The organism is Roseiconus lacunae (assembly GCF_008312935.1).
Lineage (GTDB): Bacteria > Planctomycetota > Planctomycetia > Pirellulales > Pirellulaceae > Stieleria > Stieleria lacunae.
This window is the reverse complement of sequence record NZ_VSZO01000079.1, coordinates 299,160-315,027: the sequence shown is the minus strand read 5'-3', so window position 1 is coordinate 315,027 and position 15,868 is coordinate 299,160. Positions and strand designations below refer to the sequence as shown.

Below are 15,868 nucleotides of genomic sequence, written 5' to 3'. Positions count from 1 at the left end.
TAACCATTCGGTCGTCGCGACGACCCTCACCCATCCAACACCCGTAGAAATAAAAGCATGTCCACCGCAACGGAAACACGCGTCGTCGGAAAAGTCACGCAGGTCATCGGGTCGACATTCGACGCCGAGTTCCCCGAAGGTCAACTTCCGGAGATCTACAACGCGCTTGAGATCAAAAGCGAACATAAGGGCGTGACGATCGATCTGGTCGGTGAAGTTCAGCAGCACCTTGGCGGTGGACGCGTCCGTGCGATTGCCCTGGGAAGCACCGAAGGCATGATGCGGGGAATGGATGTGATCGACACCGGTAAAGCGGTCTCGGTCCCCGTCGGCAAAGAAACCCTCGGACGTGTCTTCAACGTTCTCGGCGAACCGATCGACAACCGCGGGCCAGTCGCCGCCGAAGACCATTGGCCGATCCACCGGCAAGCGCCTCCGGTCAACGAACTTTCGACCAACACCGAGTTGTTCGAAACCGGGATCAAGGTTGTCGACTTGTTAACCCCCTTTGTCCGTGGTGGTAAAGCCGGACTGTTCGGTGGTGCTGGTCTAGGTAAGACTGTGATTCTGACCGAGTTAATCGCTCGGATCGCAAGTAGCCACGGTGGTTATTCCGTTTTCGCGGGTGTCGGTGAGCGAACCCGTGAAGGCACCGACCTCTGGCTGGAAATGCAGGAAACCGAGATCGGGCAAACCGGGCGAAAGGTTATCGAGCAAACCTGCATGGTCTTCGGTCAGATGAACGAACCGCCAGGGTCTCGTCTTCGTGTCGCACTCTCGGCTCTGACGATGGCCGAATTTTTCCGGGACACTACCGGAGCGGATACACTGCTGTTTGTCGACAACATTTTCCGCTTCTCACAAGCCGGATCCGAAGTGTCCGCGCTTCTCGGCCGGATGCCTTCGGCGGTGGGTTATCAGCCGACCTTGGCGACCGAAATGGGTGCCCTCCAAGAACGAATCACCTCGACGAAAAAGGGCGCGATCACATCCGTCCAAGCCGTCTACGTTCCCGCCGATGACCCGACCGACCCTGCACCTGCCACCGCATTCGGTCAGCTCGACGCGTTTATCTATCTCGAACGATCGATTTCCGAAAAAGGAATCTATCCCGCGATCGACCCGCTCGCGTCGAACTCGCGGATTCTTGACCCACAGTACGTCGGTGACCGCCACTACACCATTGCGCGTCGTGTTCAGACGATCCTACAACGTTACCGCGAACTGCAAGACATCATCGCGATTCTTGGTGTCGATGAACTGAGCGAAGAGGACAAGACCGTCGTTCACCGCGCACGCCGGATCGAACGGTTCTTGTCACAGCCCTTCCTTGTTGCCGAAGTCTTTACCGGCAAAGCAGGGGAAATCACCCCGCTGGAAGACACCATCCGCAGCTTCGAAGAAATCTGCGATGGCAAGTGGGATCACCTTCCCGAGCAAGCGTTCATGTACGTCGGTTCGATCGAGCAGGCTGAAGCACAAGCCAAGAAGATGGAGAAGAAGTAAGCCATGGCGATTCGCTGTATCGTTGTCACGCCCGAACGGACAGAATTGGATACCGAAGCAACCTCGGTCACGTTGCCAATGTTCGATGGATCCCTTGGGGTCCTTCCGAACCGGGCCCCGATGATCGGTCGCTTGGGTTACGGAAAGTTGGAATTGGAAACCGCGGCCGGCCCGCAACGCTTTTTCGTCGACGGCGGCTTCGCCCAAGTCGAGGACAATACTGTGAACCTTTTGACCAGCCGATCGATTCCTGTCGATTTGCTGGACGTCGGGGAAGCCGAAAAGTCGCTCGAAGAGGCATTGGAAATGTCGGCTAAGACGCCCGAACAAGCTCAGCTTCGCGAGACCGCCATTCGGCGAGCCCGTGGCCAGTTGCGAGCCGCGCGTTAGAAAGATGCCATCGGCTGTGCCCTGAGGCGACTCCACTGGGATCCCGCTGCGGCTTTTCCCGGTTGGGTAGTGCGCACGGCGACGACGGCGTTTCCTTGTCCTACTCACCGAATCGATCGGTCACGTCGTTTTCGGCTCGTGCCGTCGAGCTACCGAAAATATCGGCGAGACGCAGTCGGTTAAAGACCTGTCGTGGGGTGATCTGCGAAGTCCATCATCGCAGGTCTAGCATGTGGCCGATGGCGATAGGTCGAGCATTGAGAATTTCGACACTCGGTTCGGAGATTCAGTTTCCTTCTCGAAGGAGCTGGCCGCCCGCGCAAGAGAGCCCACGTCGGTAGCGATCGAGTCTGTATCGTTGGCGACCGTCAAAATGGTGTGCGAGATCTCTCGGGTCATTGCGGATTGCTGCTCCACCGCAGTTGCGATCGCTTCTTGACTGGAGTTGATATCGGCGATCACGCTGCAAACATTCTCGATCGATTGCACAGCGTCGACCGTTCCGGTGCGAATCGTTTCGATCCTGGAAATGATTTCTTCGGTCGCTCGGCTGGTCTCCATCGCCAAGTCTTTAACCTCGTTGGCAACGACGGCGAATCCTTTGCCCGCTTCACCGGCACGCGCCGCTTCGATGGTTGCGTTGAGGGCCAGCAAATTCGTTTGCTCTGCGATCGAGTTGATCGTCTTGATCACGTTTCCGATTTCGGTGCTGTTTTCGCCAAGCTTGCCGATCGTCGCACTCGTGGACTCGGCAGCATCGACGGCTGAACGAACGACACAGACGGCGTTGCTGGCGTTGCCCGAAATCTCCTGAATGCTGATTTCCAATTGCTGGACCGCACCGGTCAATTCCGTGACATTGTCCTTCACCGTCTGAGCCAGCACACGGGTTGAGTCCGCTTGTTGCCTGAATGGTGTCACGGTGTTGATCAATGTGTACCCACCAAAGCCACAGGCCAGGGCAAGGAACAGAACGATCATTGCAACGGATCCTGCCGTTCGATTCCGAACGAGCGTGGCGACCTCCGCCTCTTCTGTTTCTTGCCACTTTGTCGCCAACTTCACAACATGGTCAATCGCTTTTCGATGCTGTTCGTAGGCATCTTTAAGTGGACCACGGGCAAGTTGTTTGGCTTGATCAACGTCACGGGATAGACAAGCGGGAATGAACGCTTCGTCACGGACTCTGTAAAAACGTTCCGCTGGCTCACGCGACGCCTCGACGTGAGTTTGTTTGAGTTCGCCTTCAGGAAGGTCGCTGCTCCAGTGGGTCTGCCGAACATTGTATTCTGCTTGCAGTGATTTCGCTTTGGCAAGCATCTCATCGATTTCATCCTGTGAAGCATTGCGTTCGATCGCATCGGTCAACGAAAGCACGTTGAGATACGATTCGATAATGTAATTCGGCGGAGGTAGCACGTCGGCAATAAGATCTTTGCTTTGAATAATACGTGCATAGTAAGGGCCATTGACCTTGGACGTCGAAAGGGCCATATACGACCAAAGTCCGAATACGATGAAGCCTGCTGCATAAAGGCCAATCATCAGATACAGCTTCGTTCGCATCGAAAGGTTCTGGTAATTCATACGGGCTTACCGGATGGCGATGTCGAGTTCATTGCGGTGCATTTCTAGGACAATTTGGATTCGCTTGCCTGATGTCGAACAAGCACGATTTCGACAGGTAAACACGAGCCGTCGGGCTTAAGCATCTGGATAACACGCTCCCGCTTGCGGAAGGGTCGGACGTGCAAACGGTCGGGGAGGGTGCCCTCTCCGTGCCTAAACGTCCGACTCTCCCAATGGAAGAGTGAAATGACTTAAGCAGAATTATTCGTGTTCAACTGCCTAGTCAGTTGAGTCTCAAGTGATCTTGCGAATCCCGTTGAAGACTAGGACGCGCTTTGGATCTGCTTAGACCTCGGGCGGCAAAAACACCCCCGATGCGGAACAACCTTCATCATTAGAAAGACGAGGTTTCGGACAAGATAGCGACGGTCAGCAGTCTTTCACCCGGCCATCGTGCGAGGCCGATGAAAAATCAGGCCTCGACGGATAACGAGTGGAACGTCACAAGGTGAAGGCAGGAGCTGGGTAGAAATCGAAGAAGCGATCAGCGATCGCTCCACTAAGAAATCAGACGACGATATCGAGTAAATGCTCCGCCGTCTCGTTGACGCGTTGCATTGCCGCCATCGCCTGTTCGGCAGCTTGTTTAGAACGCTTCATCTTGACGATCGCGTCTAGGTTATCGGAACCCTCTGGGTCATTAAGATTCTCTGGATCGGCAATTTGTTCTGCCGCGTTGGCATGCTGATTCAGGTTAATATTGATCGAACTGGCAAGTACCGAATTGATGGGCGTTATCATGGCAATCTCCTCTGTAAGAGTAGCGGTGGCCATTCTTGAGAAGTCACGATGAGCAATGAATGAGCGGTTTGATTTTCATCTCGTTGATCGATTCAATGCTTCAAATTCGTTCCTCCTCTTCAGCAGTACTCAAATATATGGTGCAACCTCCTGGCTAGAACGCACAATTGGGGATCTTATTCAGTGACACGTCTCCGTGACGGGAAACTTATCAGTCGATGACTGTTAGCCGTAGCATCTCTCTGACGCTAGGGAAATGGATCAACGGTCAGCGGTTGTCTCAATTCCTATACAAAGACTCATCAGATGAGACCGTTCACAGTCATGGATTGTCGATCATCGGAAACGTTGTTGCTCGCTGTATTCAGGGTACGAGACATGCTTTGGGGGCCTCTGTCACTGGGCACTGTCTTTTGTCGACAGAGCGGACGTTCGGTGGTGAGAAGCGACAACGGTTGACTGCTTTGCGATGATCCATGTGATGATTTGGCAACCGAATTCCTTCCAGACGTGCAAGAAATCATCTGCGCTGCGATGTCGCGTCTTGACGGACAGCTTTGTCGTTCGCCATCTCGCTTAAACCAAACATTTGCCAAAAGTCCACAACGACGTCGGTTATCCGTCGCGGAAACCACAGCTGGTCACGCCGGCACGGTACGAGTCATCTAACTGCTGCAATCATTCTGGTGATCGAGCGACCGGCACGTCTGCAAGGAGCGTCTGCGAGACGCAAAGCTGAGTAGAAGCCAGAGTTGGGTAACTCGAGGAGACCAACATGAGCGAACCAGTCCACATACCGATCAATAAGTCTCATGCGACCGTCCACTTTGCGTCCTGGGCAGTGATGTCGCTACTATCATGCGTGCTGACCGGTTTCGGCATAGCACTCGTGATCCCCAAAGGAATCTTGCCAGGCCTGTTTGTGACGATCGCTGGATTAGTTCTTGCCGGATCGGCCGGGTACATGTGCTGGCGTGCCAGTCAAACATTTCGTCTAAAAGAGCCAGTGCTCGAATTCACCGAACACGGTTTCATGGATCGGCGTTTTTGTGCCCAACTTATTCCTTGGGGATCAATGCAATGGAAGGCTGACTATTCCAAACTACGGGCCATTCAAATCGAAGTCGCCCCGGAAGCTGAACACGCCGTGGTCACGAACCCGGTTAGTAAAGTCCTTCATCGCTGCTGTGTATTTCTAAAGCTACCGCGATACCTGGTCAGTCCGCTATCGACGGGAAGATCCGTTCAAGAACTCGAAGAAATCTTCGGCCAATTTAAACCACAGGAGGGTGCCGAAAGTGAACAAGCAGAAAGAGCATCCGCCGAAGAGAATCCTGCTCTCGACAGCGATGAAGCTGCCGTCAAACCTGCGACCGAACCAACGGCTAACCAAGCCAATTCGGATCCAAGTTCAGCGGTATCGAGTGATACCGAAGAAGAAGCGCTCGCCGAAGCAATGTTGTGACAAATTTGGCGAATACGGCAATCGCTGAGTGCATATTGCCGGCAGGCTTTTGCCAATGTTCAAGATAAAGCCGTGACAATCGAGTCGACGCCGGCTGGCCATTTCCAGATTACGCCACTTTGCGAAGCCTGGGTTTTGCTTCGATACGGGTACGAGCGTTTGCGAGCGCACCGATCTCACTCGGAGTCGCGTCTTGATACCACGCGCGTTCGCTGATCGAGTCCAGTATGCGTTCTGCAATTGTGACCGCGCGAGCACCATCGGCACCACTGACTGTGGGGGCGATTCCAGACTGAATGCTGATCACAAAGTCATGCAGTTCGTCCAAGATCGCGTTACGCGGCTCAAGTTCTTGCGTGCCGATCTTCAAGTGGTCGGTAAAGAGTTCGTCGGCATAACCGAGCGGATTGTCGGTCGCATCTTCCAAGTCAAACTGCCGATCGACGAGCAATTCACTCGTTTGAACTGTATGGAGGGCAGGACCGGAAAAATCAATTTCAGCGAATCCGCTCGGCCCGAATACCTGCATCGATCGAGCCGGCGTGGGACTAACGCGCGACGCCTTTAGGTTTGCCACCAGTCCACATTCAAATTCGATCCGGGCTTCGGCGAGATCTTCATGGTCACTGACAACAGCCAAGCCACTCGCGCTAACGCTTTTGACAGCCGTATCGGTCATCGAACAAACGAGATCGATATCATGAATCATCAGATCCATCACGACGCCGACATCCAGGCATCGCCCCGGAAAGCGCGACGCACGAACGGCTTCGACATATTTTGTATCGACACCTAGTTGCCCGAGCGCGGTGAACGCGGGGTTGAATCGCTCGACATGACCGACTTGCAGGGTCAGCTGTTTAGAGTTGGCGAGCATCACCAGGCGATCAGAGTCACTGGAGCTAATCGCCAGTGGTTTTTCGACAAGCAGATGCTTTCCGGCCTTGAGCAGTTCGGTTGCGATTTCGGCATGCGAATCGGTCGGCGAGGCGATCACGGCTGCGTCGATCGAGTCGATCAATTCGCGGTAGTCTTCGACGACTGGGACCGAGAACATTTCGCTAGCACGGGCCCGTGCCGATTCGACTGGATCGCTGATTCCCACCAGCGATGCACCATCGACGCTGCCGAGTAACTTGCTGTGAATCCGGCCAAGGTGTCCGGCACCGATAACTGCAATTCGCAAATTGGTCATGCCGCTTTCTTCTTTCCTCGTTGGTCTTGGCCACGTCCATGGCGGCCGGAGCAAGAACGTTCGATTGAATCGAATAGATGCTTGATCACCGGGCGGATTGGGCCGCGGCTATAAACTTCGTCGCGTGCTTTTTCAATTCCAACGCGAGCACGATAGAGCAGTCGGAATGCTTGAACCAACACTTCGACGTCTTCGGAGGTGTATCCGTGTCGCTTCAAGCCGATCGTGTTGACCGCACGTGGTTTGCTCGGTTGGCCGTCGACGATGGTGTACGGGGGGACGTCATGAAGAACGCGGCTCATCGCACTGACAAAACTGAGTTGACCGATACTAGCGAAGTGGGAAACACCGACACCGCCTGCGATTGTCACGTCGTTGCCGACCCGGACGTGTCCGCCGAGCATCCCATTGTTGGCAATGACGATTCGATCGCCTAACTTGCAGTCATGAGCGACGTGTGTTCCCGCCATGAAGTAGTTGTCATGGCCGATTTCGGTGATGCCGTCTTCCTTTTCCGTCGCACGATTAACGGTGCAGTGCTCGCGAAAAATATTGTTGTCGCCGATCAGTATCTTCGTCGGCGAGTTTTTGTAGCTGGTGTCTTGCGGATCACCACCGATCACGGTCCCGGCGAAGATGCGATTGTTTTCCCCAATGGTCGTTTGAGCGGTGATGACCGCGTGTTGGTCAACGACAGTTCCATCGCCGATCGAGACATCTGGTCCAATGACCGAGAAGTGTCCGATGCGAACGTTAGTGCCCAGTTGGGCTTTCGGGTCAATGACGGCCGTTGGTGCGATGACAACGCTCATAGTCAAACGTCATTTCAAGTGGGATGTAAGAAGTCTTAGCCGCGCGGGCAAACTGACATTAGCCGATAAGCGAGATCAAAATCGAGATCGGTTTGCCAGGATTTTTGACGAAATTTTTGTCGGGCTTTTAGGCAGCACGACGACTTTGCGTTGCTGAGTCATGCCGTTGCTGTTCGATCATCAATTGATGTAGGGCCAGCGCCATACGGCCGTTCAAACTGTGTCCGCCACGATGCGAGATGAACTTGCCGACCAGCTCGACCCCGACTAGCGAAAGATCACCAACCAAGTCCAACGCTTTGTGTCGGGCACATTCGTTGCGATACTTCAGTTCATTTTCTATCGGGCCGTCGTCGCCGAAAACCAATAACTCGTTGTAGCCAACGTGTCGCGCAACCCCACGACCGTGCAAGGCCTGGGCCTGATCAAGCGTAACAAACGTTCTGGCGGGTGCGACGTCCCGTGTAAAGTTGATCGGGGTACAAGTGAAGCCGTATGACTGTTCGGCGATCGGGCCGACTTCGTCAAATGACAGCTGATACCCAAAGTGACTGATGCCGGTTGGGACGGGAGACGCGGTGATCCACGATGATCCCTCGCGAAGCGTGATCACTTGCTGGATCACCAAACGTTGACGCTCGGCTGCTTGGACAATCAACCCCGCGTGAGATAACGCGTCGACATAAGGTTTGCTACTGCCGTCGAGTCCCGGTAGCTCTTCGCCATCGATTTCGACAATGCAGTTATCGATTTCGAGCGCATAAAGTGCCGCCATCAGATGCTCAATCATCTGAAACTTCGCGGGACCAGATTCGATGTTGGTTCGCAATGATGCCGTGCTACGGTTGAGCACCGTTGCTTCGCATCGTGGTTGATCGGAAAGATCGGTTCGCACCAGCTGAATCCCGGTGCCGACGGGAGCGGGATGCATGACCACGCTGACTTCTTGGGCCGACCAATAGCCTCGCCCAGAAACCACACATGTCGAAGCGATCGAATGTTGGTTGCGTGAATACATCAGGCCGACTCCTTTCTGCCGATGAAGCAAACGATTCGCAAGTAGAAAAAATAAAAGCGACGGCCGGACAAGGCACGTCGCTTCGAAAAGTCAATTCGTCGAAAAAAGTCGCCCACCGGATCCTTCCGATGGGTTCGCAGCTGTCACACACCGAATCCTTTCGGTGTTTTGATCGTGGCAAGGCAGGCTCGCCGGTGACGTCCACGTGACCGAATTAGATTCGGCCCGACTAAATTTCGACTATTTCTTACCGGCTTGTGGAAGGCCGGCGACTTCGGTCTTGATCACGCGATCGAGGTACTGCATCACGCCGGGGGTCATGTCCAATTGCTCGTCATGGTAGACGATATTTTTCATGACGCCACGAATGACTGACTCACCCACACCTTCTTCCATTTGGTCGCTGTTATAGCGCAAGACCAAGTTGATTTTGTAGTGTCCGGCGAGGAATTTCACACCGGCAGCGATGTGCTGATAGTTGTCGAAGTAGATCTTCGCTTCCGCGTCGGCAAGCTCTTTACGTTTACGAGTCATTTCCAAACGCAGCTTGGCATCGGTATCGGTGATCTGCTCTTCCAGAGCAGCGTAATCCGGACTACCGGGAGTCAAGTCTTTCAGCTTGGTAGCCGTAACGCGAAGTTGCTCACGTTTTTGTTTCAGTTCTGTATCGAAGGCTTTGAGGTCAGCTTCGATCTTCGCGACTTGAGCGCGAATCCCAGAGTGGGTCTTGAAAATCTTGGCGACATCAACGACCGCAACGCGATGCGGTTCCGTGTTCTGCGCCTGTGCTTGAGTGGCCATGAGACCGGGCGCCATCACGGCAGCCAATCCGATGGCGATTCCATAGACTTGGTGGCGAACGGTTCGCACTTTCGCTCTCCTTGCGTTATGAGTCGCGCGTCCTTGAGTTCCAGGAACTTCAGCCGCACGGACATCCTTTGCCCGCGGTAGTTCGGGTGAGTTCCTGACACACCGGCCGGGTGGCCGATTTGAGTGACAGTCTTTCGATTGTGGCAATCCGGCGGATTGGCGTAAAGATGAATCAGGCCATTATTCGGACCGTTTTTCAAGCTTTCCGCTGAGTGTCATTGAGTTACCGTCTCGGACCAAGCGAATCGTAAATTCGTCGCCCGGAGAATGGTTTCGTACCCAACTGAGCAAGTCGCTCGTGGTTCGGATTTCCCTTCGTCCGACGGTCTGGATTTGGTCGCCGACTTGCAGCCCTGCTTTCGCCGCCGGGCCTTCCGAGGTTATCTCAACAATCTCAACACTTCCCGATCGCTGCGAAATCCGGACACCTAAATAGGCCGTCATCTGACGACGAATTTGAATGCGTGGGTCGGTTTCTGCGTAGACCGGGCGGCGAGGCATCGCCGCCAAGCGATAAGCCACGTTGGAAACCATATCGGTTATGCGGCCTAGGTCACCGAAATCGATTTTGTCGAAATCGTCAGAAGGGCGATGATAATCGTTGTGGAGCCCAGTGAAGAAAAACAGCACCGGTACGCCAGCCCGGTAAAACGATTGATGGTCACTGGGGCCATACCCGCTCGCGACCTTGTATAGATCAAAGCTAAAGTCCTGATTAGCTTCGTCGACAAGCCCCTCGAGCTCACTAGCCGAGCCGGTCCCATAAACGGTTAGCTCGTTGTCCCGGATACGTCCGACCATATCAAAGTTGATCATCGCCACGGTCTGCTCGATCGGATAGACCGGATGTTCCACGTAATACTGACTTCCAAGCAAGCCGCGTTCTTCGCCCGTGAACGCAATGAAGACGACATTACGGTGGTTGTCTACGCGGGAGAGTCTCCCGACCAGACGTTTCGCACAAGCGAGCATCGCCGCCGTCCCACTGGCATTGTCATCTGCCCCGTTGTGAACAGCGATCGTCCCCGGGGCGAGTGAACCGAAGCCGCCCATGCCGACGTGGTCGTAGTGGCCTCCGATGACTACCGTTTGATCGGACAGCGATCCTTTGCCGCGGATTTGGCCAATCACGTTGTCACTGCTGACCTTGGCCGGCTTCATGTCCACCGACACGGTGGTGCCATCGTTGCTGATGACGAAACTCTGGGGTTGGTAAGTCGCATTAATTTTAGACTCGATCGCTTCGAGCGAATCTTTGCCAGCCGATCGAATCAATTCATCGACTAAGTCACGCGCGATCGAACCGACCGGAATGACCTCCGATTGCCGGGTCTGTGTCCCGGCGTCAGGCAGATCCAGTACACCGCGTTTCGCATTCTCGACGTCGCGTCTGATCGCTTCAATCGAATCCCGAGTTCGTTGAATACTTTCATTTGTCGCCGCTATGTTTCGCTTTGCTTCGGCAGGCAACTTGGTTAACAAGGCTTCGAGTTCGGCGAGACGCTGTTCTTCGAGCCCGATTCGTCGCTGCTCATCCTTCACCGCTTCTTGCACACTGTCTGGATCGTTGACGATTAAGACCGCAGCGGCACCATGCTCGATCGCATTTTGCACCTTCACCGCGAAGTAGGCATTACGAGTGTTGCGTTGCCCATCAAATGGACTTTCCGGATCGTTTGCCCCCGGCTCTTTTCGAAGGATCAACACGATCGCGTTTTCAACATCGATGCCAGCATAATCGTCGTAGGCAGGTTCTTCGCTGGTGATCCCATAGCCGGCAAACACCAATCGTCCTGTCGCTGAAGCGGAATCACGTCCGATCGAGAGCGGAGAGAACCCATCTCCGTAGACGACTTTTCGGATCGCTTGACCGGGCAGCTTCAACTCAATGAAGTTTGACTCGATGGTCTTAATGGCGCTGCCGACTTCGATCTGCAAAGGCTGCAAGCCATCGCCTTGAGCAAGGCTCATGTCCAACCCCAGCGATTCCATCCGCCGGTGGATATAATCACGAGCCAGATCAATTGTATCGTCGGTGACGCTGCGACCGCGCAAGTCATCCGATGCAAGGTACTCGATGTCTTGCCGAATCAGTTCGACGGTGGAACGATCGGCGAGAGTAGCCAAACTTTCCTGAGCCAACACAATCGCGGCGCTTCCGGGAAGCACGAACGAAAGAACGAAAACGCAAGCACGTGCCGCGGTGTTGATCATCGACTTACCAAGGTAGATCACCAGAGGCCCGAACTAGATTCCTATATCGCCGGGCAGAGAGACTGGAAATATAGCGAGTTGTGGCAACCACGGGAACGCTGACAAAAAAACGCCGCCGAAATCCGCGGCGTTGTTCGTCGTTTCGATTTGCTCATTCCAATCGCAGGCGGCGATCGGTCGTTAGCGAGTCGCCGTCACTTCGGCCTTGTCCCCCCGCTGCACCAACCACAGTAGGATCGGGCTGGCGACAAAGACCGAACTATAAGTTCCAACCAAAACCCCGACCACGAGCGCGAATGCAAACGCGTGAATGCCTTCACCGCCAAAGGCGTATAAAAGCACGACTACAATCAATGTTGTCAACGACGTTAGCAACGTTCGGCTGAGCGTTTGGTTAATACTGGTGTTAATCATCTCGCCGGTCAGGCGAGGCGATTTGCCTTTTGTTTCACGGATACGATCAAAGACGACGATCGTGTCGTTGAGCGAATAACCGATGATCGTCAGCAACGCTGCGACAACCGTCAGGCTTATCTTGAACGGATCGATCAGCAGGAATCCGAGGACATCTGCAACGTAGTAACTGATTGCGATCGCTCCGAGCGTGATCAAAACGTCGTGGACCAACGCCGCGACCGCCGCAAAGCCATAGATCACACGCTGAAAGCGGAACCAGATGTAAAGGATGATCACCATCAAGCTGGCAAACAGTGCGACCGAAGCACGTCCGATCATTTGACCGGCGACACGAGCACCGACACTGCTGCTGCTGACCCAAACCGGTTCTTCGCCGAGTGACTGTTCGACAGCCCCCATCACTTGCTGGGCCTTCTGGTCATCCATCGGCAAAGTCACTTTCCAGTTCGAAAACGGAACGCTTGATCCGGGTGACCAATCCTCAGCTCCTTCGCCATCGGGCAAAAGGTCGATTGCTCGCTCGTTCAGTGGAATTTTCAGTTCGTCGGCCGATTGCTTCAGACGTTGAACCAAGGCAGGTCCGCTGATTGCGGCGGCGGCGTCAGATCCGTCGACACCAAGTGAGATTCGCCGAACAGCCGATTGGCCGGATGTCCCTGCTTCGTCGCTCACAGCGTCGTCGCTTGCTGGGGCTTCGGAAGTTCCCTCGGTGGCCTCGTCTTCAGTTTCCGCTTGGGCGGCCGTTAGCATCACGCCATTAGAGTCATCGAGGATCGCAGATGACGAAGACGCCTCATCAAGGATCGTGACGTCATAGGTCACCAAGTTGATGCTGTCATTGTTGGCAAACGACTCGACGATTCGTGATTGCAATTCATCGACCGACTCGATTGACGAGTCGACTTTGAAGACCGTGCCGGGCTCCGCACCATCCATTTTCACGCCATTGACGGTGAATTGGACCGGAGAGCCATTTTGTTCGCCAATACCTTCGCCGACGATGTCGCGAACCGCTTCGGTCGTGGCGGTCTCGGCGACTCGGAATTGGACCGACGATCCACCGGCAAAGTCGATGTCGAGAATGCCTTTTCCACGAACGACAAGTGATGCGATTCCGATGACGACCAAGAAGGCCGAAAGAACCAGCGTGATTTTGCCTTTGCCGATGAAGTCAAACGCTCCACCACCAGCCATCGCGTTACGAATCGAGTTGACCGCGTCAGACATGCTGAGCGTTAACTTGTTATGTCGCTCTGCAATATCGAAGAACGTTCGCGACATGTGAATCGCGGTGAACATTGAATACAGGATGCCCAAGATCAGGGTGACAGCAAAGCCACGGATCTGGTCGGTACCGATCGCGTACAAAACGATAGCAGTGAATAGCGTTGTCAAGTTCGCGTCGATGATCGTCACGGTCGCTTTGGCGTAACCGTTTCGAATCGCCATCCGATTCTTCGCGCCTTTTTTGATCTCTTCGCGAATCCGCTCGAAAATCAAGACGTTCGCGTCGACCGACATACCGACCGTCAGGACGAGGCCGGCGAGGCCGGGGAGTGTCAGCGGTTGGTTGATCAGAACCATCGTTGCCAAGATCATGGCCAGGTTCAAAACCAACGCCACGCAAGCAATCAGGCCGGCGAACCGGTAGTAGTAAAGGATGAAAACCAAAACCAACAGCAGCGAGACGCCGATCGCGTAAACACCCTTGCGAATCGTGTCGGCACCGAGGGTTGCGTCGATTTGATTCTTCGCAATCGGTTGTTTGGTCAGCGCGGCGGGAAGTTGGCCGGCTTTGAGGACGTCGACAAGCGAGCGGACTTCTTCGGTCGTGAAGTTACCCGTGATTCGACCTTGCTTGCTGATCGGTTGAAGAATGTTCGGAGCCGACAGTAGACGATCGTCCATCACGATGCCGAGCTGCCGCTGCCGCGTTCCTTGAGGCGAGTTTTCAGTCGTCAACCAGCGGAACTTTCGACTGCCGGATTCGGTCAAGTTAAACGCAACTGCGGGAGCACCTTTCTCGTCGAATGTCGTCGACGCGAAGGCTAGGTCTTCCCCTTTGACGTCGACATCGGGATCAATCACCATCAAGACTTCCAAACCACGAAGCCCGTTTTGGTCGACCCAGCGTGCCTGCTTGTATTCGCCGTCAAGGCCGCGAACGTCCATCGGTAAGTCGACCAAGGCACCCGTTTCGGGATTTCGAACAATTGCGTTTCCGACGTCAACGCGGAACGGCTTGACTTCTGATTTCGCGTTGTTTTCTCGATCAACTTCGGCCCACAATCCGATCACGCGATTATTTGCATCGGTGATTCGTTCGCTCATCCGCACGGCGCGATCCTGTGAACCGGCCTGATCGGACGCCATGTCGATCAATCGCTGGTGGTCGATTCGATTGGCGACGATTGCAAACCGCAAAATGCCGGCCTGCTGTAGGGTCTCCTCGATGATCGCAACTTCGCGTTGATCGACCTCGGGAATAATGATTTCAATTTGGCTGTCACCGTAAGGCCGAATGACAATCTCGCGAGTACCACTGGGATTGATCCGTTTGGTAAGCGGACCAATCAAATCCTGGCTCTTCACTTTGCTGCCGCCTTCGTCGGCATCCGGTGTCGTTTTGCTAGGATCAATTTCATAGACCAGAATCGTCCCCCCACGAAGATCGACGCCTAGGCCGGGCAGTCGATTGAGCAGCACGACCGTGCTGGCGGTGATCGCGAGCAGAACCAAGCCGATGCGGACCGAATGGGTCGGCAGCTTTAGTTGCTTGGCGAGGAAGCCACCGACCACGAAAGGCAAGATGATGACTGCAAAGGCACCAGCGAGCCAAGCGAGTTGCTCCCATGAAACGCCTTTTTCCTGTTCGGCCTGAGCAATCAACATCGCGATTGAACCAAGTTGGTCAGCCGCGGTGATCGTCGATCCGATCAGCGATTGGGCGAGAGTTAACGATTCCATAGTAGGCGTTCTAAAAAGATGTGTAATTGAAGGGCGAGTCGCCCAATTGATTTATTTCAACCCGCCGGGCATTGATTTTGCTTGCCGAGATGGCCACCGGCAACCATTCGGAATTACGCTCAAATTCTTTGGGCTACTCGCTGTCCTTTTCTTTTTTCTCGTCGACAGCCGTCAGTGCCCAACGACTCACCTTGACCCGCACGTTGCCGCTTTCATCCAGTTTTAGCGTCATCACGTCGCCGTCGGCGCTGGCGTTGACCACCGTTCCGTGCAGGCCGCCAACGGTAACGACACGACTGCCTTTGGTGATCGCCGCTAGGCGTTTGACTTCGTCCGCTTTACGTCGCCTTTCGGGAATAACGTAAGTGACGTAGAAAATCGCAACGAATCCGATGATTAGAATCCACGGACCTTCGAGCATGTGCACCAGCAGGGATTTATCCTCAGGCGCAACAGCCTCTTCGGCGAAGAGCAGAAGTGTTGGGGCGAGTTCGAAGGCGGTTTGGATCACTATCCGGACCGGAGGGGGGACAATTCGGTAGCTTTGCGGGCAAAATACAAGTGCGGCATGATATGGAAGGGCAAAATCGGTCACAAGCCCAGCCTACAACTAAGTTTGACGGCTTTTCCGGTTTGGGGGCCGT

The 15,868-nt window shown here is 54.5% G+C and carries 12 protein-coding genes; 3 read left to right on the top strand and 9 right to left on the bottom strand.

Annotated features, from left to right (window positions below):
* Positions 1-57: 57 nt before the first annotated feature.
* Positions 58-1,506 (top strand): F0F1 ATP synthase subunit beta, encoded by a 1,449-nt coding sequence (gene atpD / locus FYC48_RS26800; protein ID WP_149499861.1) that lies wholly within the window; start codon positions 58-60, stop codon positions 1,504-1,506.
* Positions 1,507-1,509: 3 nt separating this feature from the next.
* Positions 1,510-1,896 (top strand): F0F1 ATP synthase subunit epsilon, encoded by a 387-nt coding sequence (locus FYC48_RS26795; protein ID WP_149499860.1) that lies wholly within the window; start codon positions 1,510-1,512, stop codon positions 1,894-1,896.
* A 225-nt stretch (positions 1,897-2,121) separates the two neighbouring features.
* Here FYC48_RS26795 and FYC48_RS26790 read toward each other — a convergent pair whose 3' ends face one another.
* Entirely contained in the window at positions 2,122-3,462 is a 1,341-nt protein-coding gene (locus FYC48_RS26790) for a methyl-accepting chemotaxis protein (protein WP_235034456.1), read from the bottom strand.
* 570 nt (positions 3,463-4,032) lie between these two features.
* Positions 4,033-4,266 (bottom strand): hypothetical protein, encoded by a 234-nt coding sequence (locus FYC48_RS26785; RefSeq protein WP_149499859.1) that lies wholly within the window; start codon positions 4,264-4,266, stop codon positions 4,033-4,035.
* Between the two features lie 775 nt (positions 4,267-5,041).
* Here FYC48_RS26785 and FYC48_RS26780 point away from each other — a divergent pair.
* Positions 5,042-5,731, top strand: a complete 690-nt coding sequence (locus tag FYC48_RS26780) for a hypothetical protein (protein WP_149499858.1) — start codon at positions 5,042-5,044, stop codon at positions 5,729-5,731.
* Between the two features lie 109 nt (positions 5,732-5,840).
* Here the strand turns inward: FYC48_RS26780 and FYC48_RS26775 are convergent, their stop codons facing one another.
* The 7 genes from FYC48_RS26775 to FYC48_RS26745 form a co-directional block, all read right to left on the bottom strand.
* Positions 5,841-6,926, bottom strand: coding sequence for a Gfo/Idh/MocA family oxidoreductase (locus tag FYC48_RS26775; protein WP_149499857.1), 1,086 nt, complete (start codon positions 6,924-6,926; stop codon positions 5,841-5,843).
* A complete protein-coding gene (lpxA, locus tag FYC48_RS26770; protein ID WP_149499856.1) occupies positions 6,923-7,738 on the bottom strand; it encodes an acyl-ACP--UDP-N-acetylglucosamine O-acyltransferase in 816 nt (271 codons plus the stop codon). The genes FYC48_RS26775 and lpxA overlap by 4 nt, the downstream gene beginning before the upstream one ends.
* Positions 7,739-7,865: 127 nt before the next feature.
* Positions 7,866-8,756: a UDP-3-O-acyl-N-acetylglucosamine deacetylase gene (locus FYC48_RS26765; RefSeq protein WP_235034455.1), complete on the bottom strand. Its 891-nt coding sequence runs from the start codon at positions 8,754-8,756 to the stop codon at positions 7,866-7,868.
* 240 nt (positions 8,757-8,996) lie between these two features.
* On the bottom strand, positions 8,997-9,626 hold the full coding sequence (locus FYC48_RS26760; protein WP_230776678.1) for an OmpH family outer membrane protein: 630 nt from the start codon (positions 9,624-9,626) through the stop codon (positions 8,997-8,999).
* A 180-nt stretch (positions 9,627-9,806) separates the two neighbouring features.
* The gene (locus FYC48_RS26755) at positions 9,807-11,840 is read right to left on the bottom strand and encodes a M28 family peptidase (protein WP_160149787.1); all 2,034 of its coding nucleotides are present in this window, start codon (positions 11,838-11,840) and stop codon (positions 9,807-9,809) included.
* Positions 11,841-12,020: 180 nt separating this feature from the next.
* Positions 12,021-15,149: a protein translocase subunit SecD gene (secD, locus tag FYC48_RS26750; RefSeq protein ID WP_149499970.1), complete on the bottom strand. Its 3,129-nt coding sequence runs from the start codon at positions 15,147-15,149 to the stop codon at positions 12,021-12,023.
* 208 nt (positions 15,150-15,357) lie between these two features.
* Complete coding sequence (locus tag FYC48_RS26745) at positions 15,358-15,819, bottom strand: preprotein translocase subunit YajC (protein WP_149499854.1); 462 nt, start codon at positions 15,817-15,819, stop codon at positions 15,358-15,360.
* Between the last annotated feature and the right edge of the window lie 49 nt (positions 15,820-15,868).

Excerpts from the sequence above, each read along its gene's own strand:
- atpD (WP_149499861.1), top strand. The coding sequence starts at position 58 with ATGTCCACCGCAACGGAAACACGCGTCGTCGGAAAAGTCACGCAGGTC.
- FYC48_RS26795 (WP_149499860.1), top strand. The coding sequence starts at position 1,510 with ATGGCGATTCGCTGTATCGTTGTCACGCCCGAACGGACAGAATTGGAT.
- FYC48_RS26790 (WP_235034456.1), bottom strand. The coding sequence starts at position 3,462 with ATGCGAACGAAGCTGTATCTGATGATTGGCCTTTATGCAGCAGGCTTC.
- FYC48_RS26785 (WP_149499859.1), bottom strand. The coding sequence starts at position 4,266 with ATGATAACGCCCATCAATTCGGTACTTGCCAGTTCGATCAATATTAAC.
- FYC48_RS26780 (WP_149499858.1), top strand. The coding sequence starts at position 5,042 with ATGAGCGAACCAGTCCACATACCGATCAATAAGTCTCATGCGACCGTC.
- FYC48_RS26775 (WP_149499857.1), bottom strand. The coding sequence starts at position 6,926 with ATGACCAATTTGCGAATTGCAGTTATCGGTGCCGGACACCTTGGCCGG.
- lpxA (WP_149499856.1), bottom strand. The coding sequence starts at position 7,738 with ATGAGCGTTGTCATCGCACCAACGGCCGTCATTGACCCGAAAGCCCAA.
- FYC48_RS26765 (WP_235034455.1), bottom strand. The coding sequence starts at position 8,756 with ATGTATTCACGCAACCAACATTCGATCGCTTCGACATGTGTGGTTTCT.
- FYC48_RS26755 (WP_160149787.1), bottom strand. The coding sequence starts at position 11,840 with ATGATCAACACCGCGGCACGTGCTTGCGTTTTCGTTCTTTCGTTCGTG.
- secD (WP_149499970.1), bottom strand. The coding sequence starts at position 15,149 with ATGTTGATTGCTCAGGCCGAACAGGAAAAAGGCGTTTCATGGGAGCAA.